Source organism: Chloroflexota bacterium (genome assembly GCA_016875535.1).
Classification (GTDB): Bacteria; Chloroflexota; Dehalococcoidia; order SHYB01; family SHYB01; genus VGPF01.
This window is the reverse complement of the sequence record VGPF01000020.1, coordinates 21,919-38,228: the sequence shown is the minus strand read 5'-3', so window position 1 is coordinate 38,228 and position 16,310 is coordinate 21,919. Positions and strand designations below refer to the sequence as shown.

The 16,310-nt window shown below is 65.0% G+C and carries 15 protein-coding genes; 13 read left to right on the top strand and 2 right to left on the bottom strand.

What is annotated here, in order from left to right; genetic code table 11:
* The first annotated feature begins 79 nt into the window (after nt 1–79).
* From FJ039_07180 to FJ039_07150, 7 genes are all read left to right on the top strand, one after another.
* Entirely contained in the window at nt 80–1,282 is a 1,203-nt protein-coding gene (locus FJ039_07180; GenBank protein ID MBM4405946.1) for an acetylornithine transaminase, read from the top strand.
* Between the two features lie 41 nt (nt 1,283–1,323).
* Entirely contained in the window at nt 1,324–1,563 is a 240-nt protein-coding gene (locus FJ039_07175) for a type II toxin-antitoxin system HicB family antitoxin (GenBank protein ID MBM4405945.1), read from the top strand.
* Between the two features lie 22 nt (nt 1,564–1,585).
* Nucleotides 1,586–2,872, top strand: coding sequence for an argininosuccinate synthase (locus tag FJ039_07170; GenBank protein ID MBM4405944.1), 1,287 nt, complete (start codon nt 1,586–1,588; stop codon nt 2,870–2,872).
* Between the two features lie 22 nt (nt 2,873–2,894).
* The gene (locus FJ039_07165) at nt 2,895–3,356 is read left to right on the top strand and encodes a MaoC family dehydratase (protein ID MBM4405943.1); all 462 of its coding nucleotides are present in this window, start codon (nt 2,895–2,897) and stop codon (nt 3,354–3,356) included.
* 99 nt (nt 3,357–3,455) lie between these two features.
* Nucleotides 3,456–4,832: an argininosuccinate lyase gene (gene argH, locus FJ039_07160; protein ID MBM4405942.1), complete on the top strand. Its 1,377-nt coding sequence runs from the start codon at nt 3,456–3,458 to the stop codon at nt 4,830–4,832.
* Entirely contained in the window at nt 4,819–5,490 is a 672-nt protein-coding gene (locus FJ039_07155; GenBank protein ID MBM4405941.1) for a ribulose-phosphate 3-epimerase, read from the top strand. Before argH ends, FJ039_07155 begins: the two co-directional genes overlap by 14 nt.
* A gap of 16 nt (nt 5,491–5,506) precedes the next feature.
* A complete protein-coding gene (locus tag FJ039_07150; GenBank protein ID MBM4405940.1) occupies nt 5,507–5,764 on the top strand; it encodes a hypothetical protein in 258 nt (85 codons plus the stop codon).
* A gap of 46 nt (nt 5,765–5,810) precedes the next feature.
* Here FJ039_07150 and rpmB read toward each other — a convergent pair whose 3' ends face one another.
* Nucleotides 5,811–5,996 carry a 50S ribosomal protein L28 gene (gene rpmB / locus FJ039_07145; protein ID MBM4405939.1) on the bottom strand — a complete coding sequence of 62 codons (186 nt, stop codon included), beginning with the start codon at nt 5,994–5,996 and terminating at the stop codon, nt 5,811–5,813.
* A 91-nt stretch (nt 5,997–6,087) separates the two neighbouring features.
* On the opposite strand from rpmB, the gene FJ039_07140 reads away from it, so the two are divergent.
* The 5 genes from FJ039_07140 to FJ039_07120 all read left to right on the top strand — a co-directional run bounded on the left by FJ039_07140 (nt 6,088) and on the right by FJ039_07120 (nt 13,919).
* Complete coding sequence (locus tag FJ039_07140) at nt 6,088–7,722, top strand: DAK2 domain-containing protein (GenBank protein MBM4405938.1); 1,635 nt, start codon at nt 6,088–6,090, stop codon at nt 7,720–7,722.
* Between the two features lie 2 nt (nt 7,723–7,724).
* Complete coding sequence (locus FJ039_07135) at nt 7,725–8,570, top strand: DegV family protein (protein MBM4405937.1); 846 nt, start codon at nt 7,725–7,727, stop codon at nt 8,568–8,570.
* Complete coding sequence (locus FJ039_07130; protein MBM4405936.1) at nt 8,567–8,908, top strand: hypothetical protein; 342 nt, start codon at nt 8,567–8,569, stop codon at nt 8,906–8,908. Before FJ039_07135 ends, FJ039_07130 begins: the two co-directional genes overlap by 4 nt.
* A gap of 96 nt (nt 8,909–9,004) precedes the next feature.
* On the top strand, nt 9,005–11,503 hold the full coding sequence (gene recG, locus FJ039_07125; GenBank protein ID MBM4405935.1) for an ATP-dependent DNA helicase RecG: 2,499 nt from the start codon (nt 9,005–9,007) through the stop codon (nt 11,501–11,503).
* 490 nt (nt 11,504–11,993) lie between these two features.
* Nucleotides 11,994–13,919, top strand: a complete 1,926-nt coding sequence (locus tag FJ039_07120) for a hypothetical protein (GenBank protein ID MBM4405934.1) — start codon at nt 11,994–11,996, stop codon at nt 13,917–13,919.
* Between the two features lie 34 nt (nt 13,920–13,953).
* Here the strand turns inward: FJ039_07120 and FJ039_07115 are convergent, their stop codons facing one another.
* Entirely contained in the window at nt 13,954–14,493 is a 540-nt protein-coding gene (locus FJ039_07115; protein MBM4405933.1) for a phosphotransferase, read from the bottom strand.
* An 89-nt stretch (nt 14,494–14,582) separates the two neighbouring features.
* On the opposite strand from FJ039_07115, the gene FJ039_07110 reads away from it, so the two are divergent.
* A complete protein-coding gene (locus FJ039_07110; GenBank protein ID MBM4405932.1) occupies nt 14,583–16,271 on the top strand; it encodes an arginine--tRNA ligase in 1,689 nt (562 codons plus the stop codon).
* Nucleotides 16,272–16,310 lie beyond the last annotated feature (39 nt).

The following is a 16,310-nucleotide window of genomic DNA, read 5'->3' as shown; positions in this document are numbered from 1 at the left end:
CCGCCACCGGGGAAATCGGCTATAATAGGTCGTCACTTTTTCCGTCCGGAACCTTGTCGTTTGTCCAAGGGGGTCCACCGTGAGCCAGTGGCAAGAGCGGGCAGCCAAGGTCTACATGACCACGAACAAGCGCGTGCCGCTGACGATCGAGCGCGGCAAGGGCGTGTGGGTGTGGGACGATTCCGGCAAGAAGTACCTGGACTTTGTGGGGGGGTGGGCCGTGAACACCCTAGGCCACAGCCACCCGGCCATGGTGAAGACGCTTGCCGCGCAGTCCAAGAAGCTCATCCAGACCTCCAACCAGTTCTATACGATCCCGCAGGTCCAATTGGGCGAGCTGTTGGTGAAGAACTCCTGCATGGACCAGGTCTTCTTCTGCAACAGCGGCGCTGAGGCGAACGAGGGGGCCATCAAGCTGGCCCGGAAGTACGGGAAGCTGAAGCGCAACGGGGCGTACGAGATCATCTCGACGGAGGGCTCCTTCCACGGGCGAACCCTGGCCGCCGTGGCCGCAACGGGCAACCCGCACTACCAGGAGAACTTCCTGCCGATGCCCAGCGGCTTTGTCCACGTGCCGTATAACGACATCGAGGCAGTGATGAGCGCGACGACGGACAAGACGTGCGCGGTGCTCATCGAGCCGGTCCAAGGCGAGAACGGCGTCATCGTGCCCTCCAAGGAGTACATGCGGCAGCTGCGGAAGTGGTGCGACGAGAAGGGCCTCCTGCTTATCTTTGACGAAGTGCAGACGGGCATCGGCCGGCTGGGCACGCTCTTCGGCTATGAGGCCTTCGGCGTGGAGCCGGACGTGATGAGCCTGGCAAAAGGCCTGGGCGGCGGCGTGCCCATCGGCGCCTTCCTGGCCAAGAAGCACGCGGCGGTGCTGACCCCAGGCGACCACGGGACGACCTTCGGCGGGAACCCGCTGGCCTGCGCCGTAGGCTGTACGGTGGTGGACTATGTGCTGAAGCGAAAGGTCTTGGCGAACGCGAAGAAGAGCGGAGCGCGACTGACCAAGGACCTGCAGAAGCTGCAGAAGAAGCACGCCTTCATCACGGAGGTGCGCGGCCAGGGCCTGCTCCAAGCCGTCCAGTTCAAGGACGATATCTCGGGCGACGTGCTGACGGCCGCCATCAAGCACGGGCTGCTGGTGAACGCGCCGCGGCCGAACACCCTGCGTTTCATACCGCCGCTGGTCATCACGACGCATGAGGTGGATGAAGGGGTGAAGCGGCTGGGGAAGGCCATCGCCGAAGTGGCAAAGGCGAAGGGGCTGAAGTAGGAAGGGATCTCCTCTACAGATCGCACAGATAGATACCCGATATGAAGAAGAGCAAGAACGCTGTCCTCACATATTTACTGATAATCGAAGCGACCGAAGATCCTGACTTCTTCGGATTCTTTGCGCCTGACCTGGATGACTTCACTGGCATAGGCACTTCAATCGCAGATTGTGTTCATAAGGCCCGACAGGGAATCAAGGAACATACCGCGCTCTTGCGGACTTATGGATTCCCCGTCCCCAGGCCGAGCAGAAAACCTGTAATCACTTTTCTGCGCTAGGCAGAGTCGGAAGGACATTTGTATGGCTGAAAAAGTAGTGCTTGCATACAGCGGCGGGCTGGACACCTCCGTCGCGATACGGTGGATCAAAGAGACCTACGGCATGGACGTGGTGACGCTGACCATTGACCTTGGCGGCGCCTCCAACCTGGCCGGGGTGAAGGAGCGCGCCCTGAAGACGGGCGCCGTGAACGCTTACGTGGTGGATGCGAAGGAGACCTTCGTCAACGACTTCATCATCCCGGCGCTGAAGGCCGATGCCGTCTATGAAGGGGTCTACCCCCTGGCGACGGCCCTCGGCAGGCCGCTCATCGCGAAGCTCCTGGTGGAGATCGCGCGGAAGGAGAAGGCGACGGCGATCGCCCACGGCTGCACGGGCAAGGGGAACGACCAGGTGCGCTTCGATGTCAGCACCCATGCCCTGGCGCCGGACCTGAAGGTCATCGCCCCTGCGCGCGAGTGGGACATGACGGACCGCCAGGCGGAGATCGCCTACGCCAAGAAGCACAACATCCCCCTGACGGTGACGGCGGAGAAGCCCTACTCCACGGACGAGAACCTGTGGGGGCGCAGCATCGAAGGCGGCAAGCTGGAGAACGCGATGACGGAGCCGCCGGAGGAGATCTACGCCTGGACCAAGTCCGCGAAGGATGCGCCGGAGAAGGCGGAGTACGTGGAGATCGGCTTTGAAGAGGGGGCGCCCGTCTCCTTGGACGGGGAGCGCCTGAGCGGCATCGCGCTCATCAGCCAGCTGCACGCCCTGGCGGGCAGGCACGGCGCGGGGCGCGTGGACCATCTTGAAAACCGGCTCGTCGGCATCAAGTCGCGGGAGATTTACGAAGCGCCCGCCGCAACGGTGCTGCTCCAAGCCCACCTGGCGCTTGAGGGGATGACCCTCAGCAAGGACCAGGCGCGCCTGAAGGCGAAGATCGCCCAGGAGTATGCCGACCTTATCTATAACGGCCTCTGGTTCACTGCCTACCACCAGGACCTGGCGGCCTATGTGGCCAGCACCCAGCGCCACGTCACGGGCAACGTCCGCGTGCGCCTGCACAAGGGCGGGGCGGTCGTGGTGGGGCGCGAGTCCAAGCGGTCACTCTACAACGTGAGCCTCGCCTCCTACGGGCACGAGGACTCCTTCGACCATTCGAAGGCGGAGGGATTCATCCACGTCTACGGCCTTCCCGTCAGCACCCAGGCGAGCGCCCAACTGCTGACCAAGGGAAGCGCCCCCTTCAGCCTGGCGACGGCGCAACCAAGCAAGAAAGCGGCGGGGGCAAGGGCCCCCTCGAAAAAATCTAGCCGGTAAGGAGATTCGCGTGCCTAAGGAGATCCACTTCAAGGACAGGTTCGGGCGGTACTACGAGGAGTTCGAAGTCGGCGATACCTACCATCACTGGCCGGGGAAGACGATCAACGAGTACGACAACGACCTCTTCAGCCTGCTGACGATGAACCACATGCCGCTGCACATAGACCGGGCCTACGCCGAGGCGAGCCCTCACAAGCAACGCCTGGTCGTCGGGCTGCTGGTGCTCAGCCTCGCCGTTGGCATGAGCGTGGTGGAGACGAGCGGGAAGGCCATCGCGGCGCTGGAGTACGAGAACGTGAAACACCTTGGGCCGACCTTCATCGGTGACACAATCTATTCCCACACGACGATCCTGGAGAAGAAGCTGACCAGCAAGGGCGACCGAGGCGTTGTGCGGGTGGAGACCTGGGTGACGAACCAACGGAACGAAAAGACGATGAGCCTCCGCCGCAGCTTCATGGTGCCCTTGAAGCCGAAGTAGCCGCCCACCGCGCGCAACGGTTCCCGAGGGTCCTTCCGAGAGACGTCCGTCGCAGACGGGCGTCTCTCCTTTTTCCTGGTAAGATAGACGGAGCGAATCATGAAAGCTAGCCGATCCCGATTGAGCAAGCCGATGGCGAAAGCGGTGCAGGACTACACCGCCTCCATCGCCTATGACCGGCGCCTGGCGCCCTACGATATCCAGGGGAGCATCGCCCACGCCAAGATGCTGGCCAAGCAGGGCATCATCACGGCGGCGGAGGGCAAGCGCATCGTGCAAGGGCTGGAGGCCATCGGCAAGGAGATCGCCGAAGGCCGGTTCACCTACCGGGACGAGCTGGAGGATATCCACCTCAACATCGAAAGCCGCTTGAAGGAGCTCATCGGCGATGCGGCCGGCAAGCTGCACACGGCGCGCTCCCGGAACGACCAGGTGGCGCTGGACGCGCGGCTCTTTGTGAAGGACGCCATCGCTCGGACGATCGGGCGGCTCTACACGCTCCAGTCGGCGTTGGTGGCCCAGGCGGAGCGGCACACGAAGACGGTACTCCCCGGCTACACGCACCTCCAGCGGGGGCAGCCGGTCCTCCTGGCGCATCACCTGCTCGCCTACTTCGAGATGCTCCAGCGGGACGTGGGACGCTTTGTTGACTGTCTCAAGCGCACGGACGTGATGCCCCTGGGCAGCGGCGCGCTGGCCGGGTCGCCCTACCCGCTGGATAGGGCCTTCGTGGCCAGGGAGCTGGGCTTCAGCAAGGTGAGCGCCAACAGCATGGACGCCGTCTCCGACCGGGACTTCGTCATCGAGTACGAGGCGGCGGCGGCCATCGCCATGATGCACCTTTCGCGGCTGGCGGAGGAGCTGGTGCTCTGGTCCTCCTCCGAGTTCCGCTTTGTGGAGCTGGACGACGCCTACACCACCGGCTCCAGCATCATGCCGCAGAAGAAGAACCCGGATATCGCGGAGCTGGCGCGGGGGAAGACGGGCCGCGTCTACGGGCGCCTGGTGGCCATGCTGACGCTGATGAAGGGCCTGCCCCTCGCCTACAACCGCGACCTGCAAGAGGATAAAGAGGGACTCTTTGACACCGTGGAGACGCTGAACGCGACGCTGGAGGTGCTGGCAGAGGCCATCGCCACGGCCCATTTCAACGAGAAGCGCATGTCTGCGGCGGCGCACGGCGGCCACCTGCTGGCGACGGACTACGCCGACTACCTGGCCATGAAGGGCGTCCCCTTCCGGGAGGCCCACGGCATCATCGGCGAGCTGGTGCAGTACGCCATCGCCAACAGCAAGGACGTCTCCGAGCTGACGCCGGCCGAGTTCCAGAAGTTCTCCGAGCGCTTTGGGCCGGATGTGCTGAAGATCAACGTCCGCACTTCCGTGGACTCGCGGAAAGTCATCGGCGGGACGGCCACCGCATCGGTGACGAAGGCGCTGGCGGAGGCAAAGAGGGCGCTGCATGGCGCACGTTAAGCTCGCGCCGTCCATCCTCTCCGCCGATTTCGCGCGTCTGGGCGAGCAGGTGGCCGAGGCCGAAGCGGCCGGGGCCGACTATATCCACGTGGATGTGATGGACGGCCACTTTGTGCCGAACCTGACCATCGGGCCGGTGGTGGTGGAGGCCCTACGGCCGCGCACCAAGCTGACGCTGGACGTGCACCTGATGGTGACGAACCCGGACAGCGTCATCCCCGAATTCGCCAAGGCGGGGGCGAACATCCTGACGGTCCACGCGGAGGCGACGCCGCACCTGCACCGGACGGTGCACTTCATCAAGGAGCGCGGCGTGAGGGCCGGTGTCTCCCTGAACCCCAGCACGTCGCTGGCCTCTATCGAAGAGATGCTTCCATACCTGGACCTTATCCTCATTATGACGGTGAACCCCGGCTTTGGCGGGCAATCGTTCATCAAGAGCGTCCTGCCGAAGATCGAGCGGCTGCGGAAGATGCTGGATGAAGGCGGCTATGCCGCCGAGCTGGAAGTGGACGGCGGGGTGAACGCGGAGACGGCGCCATCGGTGGTGAAGGCGGGCGGGCGGGTGCTGGTGGCCGGGTCGGCCATCTTCAACAAGCGCGAAAGCGTGGCGCAGGCGATGGCGCGGCTCAAGGGCAGCGTGGCGGGGCTGGCGTAGGCGGGATGGCTTCGCGATGAAGCACGCCGGGCTTAAAGCCCTCTCCACGATCCCCGCTCTCCTTGCCGCCATCCGCAGGTATCCTGCGCTGACGGAAAAGAGGCCCGGCATCTTCTACCTGAAGTCGGTGGCCTTCCTGCACTTCCATGAGGACCCGGCGGGGCTCTTTGCCGATGTGAAGGTGGGAAAAGAGTTCCAGCGGACAGCGGTGAACACGGCGAAGGAGCGGGCGGCGCTGGTGAAGAGGATCGAGAGCCTGCTGGCGGGCAAATAATAAGCCCCCGAACTTCCGGGGGCTTTTCGCATCTGAGCGAAGCTGCCTAGCGGGCGGCCTTGGTCATATTGCGCAGGCAGCGGGTGCAGAGGGCCATCTGCTTCGGCCGACCGCTGACGTAGACGGTCGTCCGCTGGATATTCGGCTCCCACTTGCGCTTGGTGTGGCGCTTGGAGTGGCTCACGTTGAAGCCGAAGGCTGGTCCTTTATGACAGTTATCGCAGGCAGGCATACTGGGCCTCTTTGACTGGGGTGGGAACGTTTCCTACAATACCACGGATAGCCGCCTCAAGGCAACGAGCCGCCCCCTTTCAGGAGCACGTATGGCAAATCCCACCGCAAAACCTTCGCTCACCCAGCTAGACGGGCCGTCGCTCTTTGCGATGTTCCGCGCGGCCATGGCGGTCCTGGAGAGCAAGGCAGAGGCCGTGAACGCCCTCAACGTCTATCCCGTGCCGGACGGCGATACCGGCACCAACATGCTCCTCACCATGCGCTCAGCGCTGGAGGAGGCGGACAAGTACGCCACGGGGACAGCCACCGAGGTCTTGGCTGCGATGGCCAAAGGCTCGCTGATGGGGGCGCGCGGCAATAGCGGCGTCATCCTCTCCCAGATCCTTCGCGGGCTGAACAAGAGCGCCCAAGGCAAGCCGCACCTGACGGGCCGGGACTTTGCGGATGGCCTGGAGCAGGGGAGCAAGCAGGCCTACACCGTGGTGACGAATCCCACGGAGGGGACCATCCTCACCGTGGCGCGGGAGGCGGCGGCGGCGGCGAAGGCCGCCTCCACGGACGGCGGCGCGCCGGCGGCGGTCCTTCAAGCGGCGACGAGCACGGCAAAGACGACCGTGGCGCGGACGCCCTTCATGCTGGAGATCCTACGACAGAACGGCGTGGTGGATGCAGGCGGGCAGGGGCTGGCCTATCTCTTTGAGGGGGCGCTGGCCTACCTACAGGGCAAAGCGCCCATGGAAACCGCCCCCAAGGCGGCCAAGTCCGCCGCCATAGGCGCAGGCGATAGCAGGCAGAAGGCCGCTGGCTCCTACGGTTACTGCACAGAGTTCTTAGTGGAGAACTGCAAGGCGGCCACGGAGCAGGTGCAAGAGAAGATGCTGGCGCTCGGCGACTCCGTCATCGTCGTCGGCGATGGCGGCTTGGTGAAGGTCCACCTGCACACCAGAACGCCCGATCAGGCGGAGGCGTGGCTGAAGTCAGTTGCAACCATCGCCAAGAAGAAGATTGACGATATAGACGCCCAGCATACGGAGTACTCGGCCAGGAAGGTCGCCGCGCCGCAAGGGGTCGTCGGCGTTGTGGCCGTCGTGGCGGGCGAAGGGCTGGCCGATATCTTTCGCAGCCTCGGCGCAGCGGCCATCGTCCCCGGCGGCCAGACGATGAACCCCAGCACGCAGGACATCCTGAAGGCTGTGCGCGGGGCGAAGCAAACCGCCGTCATCGTTCTCCCGAACAATAGCAACATCATCCCCACGGCCAGGCAGGCGGCGGAGATGGCGGTGGACAAGGACGTCGCCATCGTGCCGACGGTTGACCTGCCGCAGGGCGTGGCCGCGATGATGGCCTACAGCTATGAGGCGGACGCCAAGGAAAACCTGGCCGCCATGCAGAAGGCCCTGAAAGCCGTGAAGACCGGCGAGGTGACCACGGCGGTGCGCAACGCCATCGTGGACGGCCTCGCCGTCAAGCGGGGGCAGGCCATCGGCATGACGGGCGGCAGGCTCGTGGCGGCCACGAGCGATGCAGGAGAGGCGGCCATCGCGCTGGCGCGCGGGATGGGGGTGGAGGCGGACTCGGCGGTGACGGTGTACTATGGCGCGGCGGTCTCCAGAGCCGACGCCGAAGAGCTGGCGGCGCGGCTGAAGCGGGAGTTCCGCCAGGCGAAGATCGAGGCGATCGCCGGGGGGCAACCCCACTACCAGTACCTGCTCTCAGTGGAGTAACCATGGCCCTCAAAATCGTCACAGACAGCACCTGCGACCTGCCGAAGAGCCTCATCGCCGAACTGGGCGTCACGGTGCTGCCCTGCAACCTCCACATCGGCGATAAGACGCTGCTGGACGGCATAGACATCACCTCAGAGGAGTTCTACAAGCGCCTGGCCCAAGGCGGCCCCGCGCCTTCCACCTCCCAGCCGTCCGTCGGCGCATTTCTGGACGTCTACAACAAGATCGGCCGCCCCGGCGATGAGATCCTATCGCTCCATATCTCCGCCAAGCTGAGCGGGACCTATAACTCCGCCTTCCAAGCGGCCAAGGAGGCCCAGACCAAGGCGAAGATCGCGGTGGTGGACGGGATGACCGTCTCCCTGGTCCTGGGCATCCTGGTGCGCGAGGCGGCCAAAATCGCCAAGCAGGGCGGCACCCTCAAGCAAGCCACCGATTTCCTGGCGCGGGAGATCCCCAACATCGCCTGCTATTGCTCCGTGGACACCCTGGAATACCTGGTGCGCGGCGGGCGGGCCAGCAGGGTCCAGGGCTTCTTCGGCTCCCTGCTGGACATCAAGCCCATCATCTCCGTCCGCGATGGCGAAGTGCACCCCGTGGACCGCGTCCGCACGCGGAAGCGCATGCTGGCGCGCCTGGTGGAGATGGCGGGCGAGGCGAAGGGCCTGCGCGCCCTGGGCGTGATGCACAGCGCCTGCGCCGATGAGGCCGCCGCCCTGGCCGATGAGCTTGGGCGGCACTTCCCCCGCAAGGAGGTCCTTATCTGCGAGTTCACGCCCGTCATGGGGGCGCACCTTGGGCCGAAGGCCATCGGCATGGGGATGTGGAAGGGCGAGGCGGCGTGACGACCTCCCTCCCCAACCAGCCGAGCCATGCCGCCCAGATCGTCAAAGCCCAGCGCCTCTACGACGCCCTCTCCGCAGAAAGGCGGAGCGGCTTCAAGGATACGGGCGTCCCCGGCGGCCTTGACCCATTCGTGAAGCAGTGGGGCCTGGAGGCCCATGCCGCCGTCCACCATCCGATGTTCCGCTCCCTCCTCCGCCGCTTCGAGCTTATCGCGCCGGCCTACGCGGCCAAAGGCCCCGCCGAGCGGCAGGCCTGGGTGGAGAAGATGCTGAAGTGGCTCGATGGAGTCATCGCAGGCTCCACACCGATACCGCTGGACCAGCCCGAGCAGCGATAGCCGCCTCGAATAGCGGTATCATGTTCCCCGAATCTCAGGGAGTCTTCCCCTCCGCTTTCGATGCGGCGCGTGAGGAGACGCCCTGCAGGGACAGCGATGCCGCAAGCGCCCAACCAGCCTGACTCCATCGCCCAAGCGCTGAACACCGAGCTTCTGCGCAAGGTGCTGACGCTGGAAAAGAGCAAGGGCTACGGCAACAAGGCCGTGGCGGGGGGACTGGACGCCTTCCTGGCCCGGTGGGGCGCAGACGCTCAACGGAAGATCGCCGACCCGGCCCTCCACCAAAGGCTGGCGAAGCTCGAACTCACCGCGCCTGCCTATGGGCGCAAAGGGCTCCCGGCGCGGGAGGCATGGATCGCCGCCGTGCTGACGTGGTGCGACGAGGTGAGCGGCGGAGCGGCGGCCAAGCCCGCCTCCCGCCAGCCTGCGCCGCCGCAACAGGCGGCGCCGCATCCGCCGCCCGTCCCCCAAGGCCCCAGCCTCACCGATCCCATCACCGTCCTTCGCGGCTTCGGCCCGGCCATCGCGGAACGGCTGGAGAGCCTGGGCGTCAGGACGATCCGGGACCTCCTCTACTTCTTCCCCCGCAAGCACATTGACTTCTCGCAGACAACGTCCATCCCCTTGCTCCAGGCAGGCAAAGACCAGACGGTCATCGGTGTGGTGCTGGAAGCCAAGGAGGTGCGCTACGGTCAGCGTCGCCTTGGCGCGGCCGAGGCCGTCGTCGGCGACGATTCCGGCAGCGTGCGCGTCATCTGGTTCAACCAGCCTTACATCGCGCGGAACCTCAAGCAGGGGATGCGCATCGCCCTCAGCGGACGCGTGGTCTTCTACCAAGGGCGCAAGGTGCTGGAGAACCCCGAGTACGAAGTGGCCGACGAGGGCGAGCTGGTGCACACGGGCCGCCTGGTGCCCGTCTACCCGCTGACAGAGGGCCTCTCCGGCCGCAGGCTGCGCTCCTTGATGAAGCAGGTGGCTGACCGGTACGCCGCCCTGGTGCCCGATTCCTTCAGCCCCGCCCAGCGCCAGCGCCTTCAGCTTGCCCCGGTGGGCCCGGCCATCCGCCAGGCCCACTTCCCGGAGAGCGAGGCCGCCAAGGAGGCGGCCCGCCGCCGCCTGGCCTTCGATGAGCTGCTTCTCATCCAGCTGGGCGTCCTGGCGCGCAAGCGCGAGTGGAAGGAGACGATGCCGGGCCACCCGCTCAAGGCCAACGCCGAACTGCTGGGCGCCTTCTACGGCCTCCTGCCCTTCAAGCTGACGGGGGCGCAGGAGCGCACCATCGCGGAAGCGCTGGGCGATATGGGCAAGTCCACGCCCATGAGCCGCCTGGTGCAGGGCGAAGTGGGGAGCGGCAAGACCGTGGTGGCTGTGGCGGCCATCCTCACCGCGGTGGCGAACGGCCAGCAGGTGGCCTTCATGGCCCCCACGGAGATCCTGGCCGAACAGCACTTTCGCACCGTCCAGCGCCTCCTTGGCCCGGCGCTCGCCGGCGAGCCATCCAAGGAGCTGGCGCGCTTCACCCTGCCGCAGCTGCGCCGGCCCATCACCTTCGGCCTGCTGACGGGCAGCACCACGCGCAAGCGCAAGCAAGAGCTCCAGCAGATGACGGCGAACGGCGAGATCGCCGTCATCATCGGCACCCACGCCCTCTTCCAGAAAGACGTCGCCTTCAGCGGCCTGGGCCTGGTGGTGGTGGACGAGCAGCACCGCTTCGGCGTGATGCAGCGGATGGAGCTGCGGCAGAAGGGCTATAACCCGCACCTGCTGGTCATGACGGCCACGCCCATCCCGCGAACCCTTTCGCTGACGCTCTACGGCGACCTGGATATCTCCATCCTGGACGAGCTGCCGCCGGGGCGCCAGGTCATCCGCACGCGCTACCTGGAATCGGCGCGGCGGGAGACGGCCTACGAGTTCATCCGCCGCCAGGTGGCAGAGGGGCGCCAGGCCTTCGTCATCTACCCCCTCATCGAAGAGTCGGAGAAGCTGGAGGCGGCGGCCGCCGTAAAGGAGCACGAGCGCCTGAGCCGGGAGGTCTTCCCGGACCTGCGCGTGGCCCTCCTCCACGGGCGCATGAAGGGCGGCGAGAAGGACGCCACCATGCGGCGGTTCCAGGCCCGCGAATTCGATATCCTCGTCTCCACCGCCGTCATCGAAGTCGGCATAGACATCCCCAACGCAACGGTGATGATGGTGGAATCGGCCGACCGCTTCGGCCTGGCCCAGCTCCACCAGTTCCGGGGTCGCGTGGGCCGGGGCGAGCACCAGAGCTACTGCATCCTGATGTCCGATTCGCCGACGCCGGAGGCCAGCGAGCGCCTGCGGCTCATGGAGACGCTGAACGACGGCTTTGCCCTGGCGGAGGAGGACCTGAAGCTTCGCGGCCCCGGCGACTTCTTCGGCACGCGCCAGAGCGGCCTCCCCGATCTCCGCATGGCGCGCCTCTCCGATGCTGCGCTCCTCGCGCTGGCGCGGCAGGAGGCGGAGGCCGTCTACCGCGACGACCCGGCGCTAGCCAAGGCGGAGCACAAGACGCTGGCGGCGGAAGTGGCGCGCCTCTGGGCCAACCGCGATATGGCGCCGGGAGAGGCCTAACGGCCTTCATTGCCGACAGGTGTATGCTGAGGGTGCACGGCTTACTTAGGGAGGAAACTTTGGGCAGACGACGCATGCTTCGAGCAGGGTGCCTGACGCTCGTCCTCCTCACCCTTCTTCTCACGGTCGCCACAGCCCACGCCGCCGAAAAGCCACCCTCCCTTAGCATCACCAGCCCCAAGGGCGACAGGACGGTGACCGCCAACGAGGTTGAGGTGAAGCTCTCTGCCAAGAACGCCCCCAAAGGCGCACGCTATCGCTACGTCCTCGATGGGGCCGTGGTCACCACCTCCACCAAGACCTCTATCAAGGTGACCGGCATCACCGATGGCCCTCACACAGCGGGCGCGGAGATGCTTACTTCCGTAGGCCAGTCCCTCACGCCGCCGGTGACGGCGCAAGTCTCCTTCAGCTTTAAGAACCTGCCAAGCCGGGCAAGCCCAGCAAGGACGCGATCAAGGCTCCGGAGCCTATCATCGCCGATGCGAGGGTGGAAGAATTCGGCTGCGGCATCGAACAGCCGGCCGGAGGAGACACCAAGATCCGAATCGCCGTGCGCGGCACGGCGACGGCCCCCGTTAACCAGGGAATCATCCTGCTGCTGGAAGTCGGAGGAAGTGACGAGAAATTCGATAGCGTCATCGCCGAAAAGTGGATAGCCGCGCCTAGGTTGAACGCCGCAAATCCTCCGCCGTGGGCTCAAGGCCTGGGAGTCCCTACGATCATCCGCGGCGAAAACAATCCGGACGAATCAACGAAGTGGACCGCTCTGTATGAGACGGGGGTTCAAGGAAAGTTGCCGGCTGGCGCAGAGGCCTCTGTGCGCGTCATGGTCATCCGCTATGGCGTCACGCCGCCCGGCGGGAGCCCGCGCATCGCGCAAGTTGATTTTTCCTGTAAGGCACCCGATGACGCGCGCCAGGAGGATAACCAGAACCAACAGGGCGGGAACCGGCCTCCCGTGCCTCCGCCGACGCGCCTCACGACGCCAACTCCCACGCCAACGCCGGTACCAACCCCAGTCCCTCCTTCGCCCACGCCGACAATACGACCAACCCCGACGCCCGTTCTCCCAACGGCTACGCCGACGCCGAAGCCTATACCCGTCAGTCCGCAGACGCTCCTTCCGCCTGACACTTTCCCCCTTCCCGGTTATACAGCAAAGTCGTCGCAATCCCTGGACAACGGCGGCTGGAGGAGACAGTTCGACTCCGATGATTTCAATCTGCGGGGCTATTTCTGGTTCGTTATCGATATGTATCCCGTGACTGCTGATATCGCCCGGCTGATTGCCCTTCAAACGTGCGGCGGCGCTCCCGGAGAGCGAGTCACGGAACTCTCCAGTCCTCCGGTAGGGGATGCCGCAAAAGCCTGCGTCTATGAAAGAGCCGATGGCATACGAACGTTCAACCTCTACACAGGAACGCGAAATGTGCGCCTGATCATACAGGCGGCAACGAGTAGACCGGAGATTTCGAATGCCACGGTCATGGAATCAATGGCCGCCCTTGCCTATCTTCAGATCGAATTCCTGAACCAAACTGCTCCAGCAGGACCAGCGATGTCCGTCTCCACAAGCACCTCAAGATTCCAGTTCACTGCGCCCGGAACCCTGCCCGCCGCCGAGGCAGGCAAACCATATTTGCCCAACGGCCAGGCCTTCTCCTTCTGTGACCCGCCAACAATCGGTTTTACAACGCAATGCCCTCCACCCGGCACAACCGGCAGAAACCCGTCCGGCGGCAGTCCGCCGTACCATTTCCAGGCGGGCACGGCCGGAGGTTTCCCGCCGTTTGGGATGTCTCTTGGGAAGGACGGCCAACTCACGGGGACGCCCCATGCCGCGACAGCAGGGAGTACCTACCGATTCACCGTCTGCGCGATTGACCTGACAGGCGATTTCGTCTGTCGTGAGGTTTCTATATCCGTCGGCGGCGCGCCTACACCAACCCCAAGACCTTCACCTACACCCATACCCACGTTGACTCCTACGCCGCCGCAGGTCGCAACAACCGCCACCGTCACCTCCGTCACCTGCACCGCGACCTCCTCGCGGACCCAGTTCGACTCGGCCAACAACCAGACCCTGACCTACGTGACCTGGCAGATCACCGCAACAGGTACAGCCACCGGCCCCGCCAACACCCGTATTCTGATAACCCACCCCATGGACACCTGGACGCTCACCCCGGGAAGCTGGTCGGCGAACGACGGTGTGGCGAGTGGAGGCCGGGGCCGGACGCCCGGCGTGCGCCGCGAGGGTGGGCAGCCGGAATCCACCACATGGACACTTACAGGACCGTACGCCCCATCGTCTTCCTACTCAGCGACGCGGTTTGGGGGTAGCGGACCATTCACCGTCAGGATCACAACTGATTTTGGCGGGGGGTCCGGCCAGGCCACCTGCCGCTTGTAAGCTGCACAGAGCCGGAGACTAGGGAACAGGCCGCTTAATGGAGCAATGCCTGCCTCTTCCACCTCATGATGTGCTCCACCGTCTCTTCCGCCGTCATGCGGCTGGAGTCTACCCACAGCCCCACGCCTGTGAGTTCGCGGCGCATCACCCCGTCCAGATAAGCGAACTGTTTGGCGAAGTGCTTCTCCCGTTGGGCGTCACGTGTGAGGACTACCTCGATCAAAGGGGCGAGCGTCACAAAGTAGAGACGATGGCCCGCAAGCTGCTCCTCATAGCGTCCAAGATTCCTCCGAGAGGCCACAACATAGTCCATCACCGGCACGAACCCGGCCTCCGCAAAGGAACGTGCGAGCAGGCAGAGGTTTTTGGCGCAGAGATAGAGCTGTCGGTTCGACTCCTCTTCCGGCTTCTCTCCCGGCGGAACGTTCCCCGCAACCACAAAGGCGTGGAGGCGATCCCCTTCGATGTGCGCCCCCTTGGGAAAGCGCTTGGCTAGCCCGCGCGAGACCGTCGTCTTGCCCGCGCCGGGGATGCCGTTGATGAGCCACACGTCCTTGATGGGGGTCGTCGCCATGGCCGGATTCTAGCAGAGGCCCCCTCGGCTTTCTGCTAAACTATCCCTGTGGCCTCAAGGCCACCTTCTTTTTTTGGAGCGCCTTTCGCATGGAACTTATCAAAGACCGGCTGGCTCAGTCGCTCCGTGAAGCGGCGGAGGCCGCCGTGAAGTCGGGCGCCCTGCCGGAGCTGGGCGTCCTGGAGATCGTCATCGAGCGGCCGCAGAACGCCGGGCACGGCGATTTCGCCACCAACATGGCGATGCGCCTGGCCCGCAGCGCCCGCATGGCGCCCCTGGAGATCGCCAAGCGCCTGGTGGCGCACATGCCCAAGTCGGCCGCCATCGAAGCGGCATCCGTCGCGCTGCCGGGCTTCATCAACATCACCCTCTCCAAGCCCTGGCTCCAGGAACAGGTCAACCTCATCAACGGCCTGGGCGAGTCCTTCGCCACCGTCGCCAAGGGCAACGGCGAGCGCGTCCAGGTGGAGTTCGTCAGCGCCAACCCCACGGGGCCCGTCCACGTGGGCCACGGCCGCGGCGCCGTGCTGGGCGATGCCCTCGCCAGCGTCCTCCAGGCGGCGGGCTATACCGTCCAGCGCGAGTACTACATCAACGACGCCGGAAACCAGATGCAGAACTTCTATAAATCGCTCTATGCCCGGACGGCCCAGGCCTTCGGCATGGACGTGAAGATGCCCGACGATGGCTACATGGGCCGGTACATGGTCGACTTGGCGGAGGAGATCATCGCCGAAGCGAAGGACAAGAAGGCCCTGGAGCAGCAGGTGAGGGAAAAGCCGGAGGAGGCGCAGAAGGAGCTTGGGGCCGGCGGCCTCAAGAAGATGCTGGCCCAGATCCGCGAGGACTGCGAAGCGCTGGGCGTGCGCTTCGATGAGTGGTTCAGCGAAGCATCCCTTTTCGCCAAAGGCCAGTACGCGAAGGTGCTGGACGCCCTGCGCGATAGCGGCTACCTGGCCCAGCGCGAAGGTGCCACCTGGTTCACCTCCACCAGCCTTGGCGAGGACAAGGACAACGTCATCATCCGCAGCAACGGCACGCCCACCTACTTCGCCACAGACATCGCCTATCACTACAACAAGTTCGCCGAGCGCGGCTTTGACCGGGTGATAGACCTTTGGGGGGCCGACCACCAAGGCCACGTGCCGCGCATGAAGGCCGCCGTCTCCGCCTTGGGCATTGACCCGGCTCGCCTCTCCATCCTCACTTCCCAGCTCGTCACCCTCAAGCGCGGCGGCGAAGTCGTCCGCATCTCCAAGCGCACCGGCGATATCATCACCTTACGGGAAGTGGTGGACGAAGTGGGCAAGGACGCCGTCCGCTTCTTCCTCCTCTCCCGATCGGCCGATAGCCAGATGGACTTCGACCTGGAAGCGGCGAAGACGCAATCCCAGGAGAACCCCGTCTATTACGTCCAGTACGCCCACGCACGCATCGCCGGCATCCTGCGCCTCGGCGCGGAGAAGGGCATTGACTACTCCAAGGGCGATGTTGCGCTCCTCAAGGACGAGGCGGAGTTGGCCCTGATCCGCAAGATGTTGGAGCTGCCGGAGCTCATCGAAAAGATGGCCGCGCTCATGGAGCCGCACCACCTGGCCCACTACGCCCAGGACCTGGCCACGGCCTTCCACTGGTTCTATAAACAGTGCCGGGTCGTCTCCAGCGAGCCGGGCGACGAGGCCATCACCGCCGCGCGCCTCAAGATCGTCGCCTCCGCTAAGGTGGCGCTGGCCGCCACCCTGCACCTTATGGGGATGACCGCGCCGGAAAAGATGTAGTCGCTTTTGTCATCCTGAGGCCGCCTCCGGTGCGAAGCA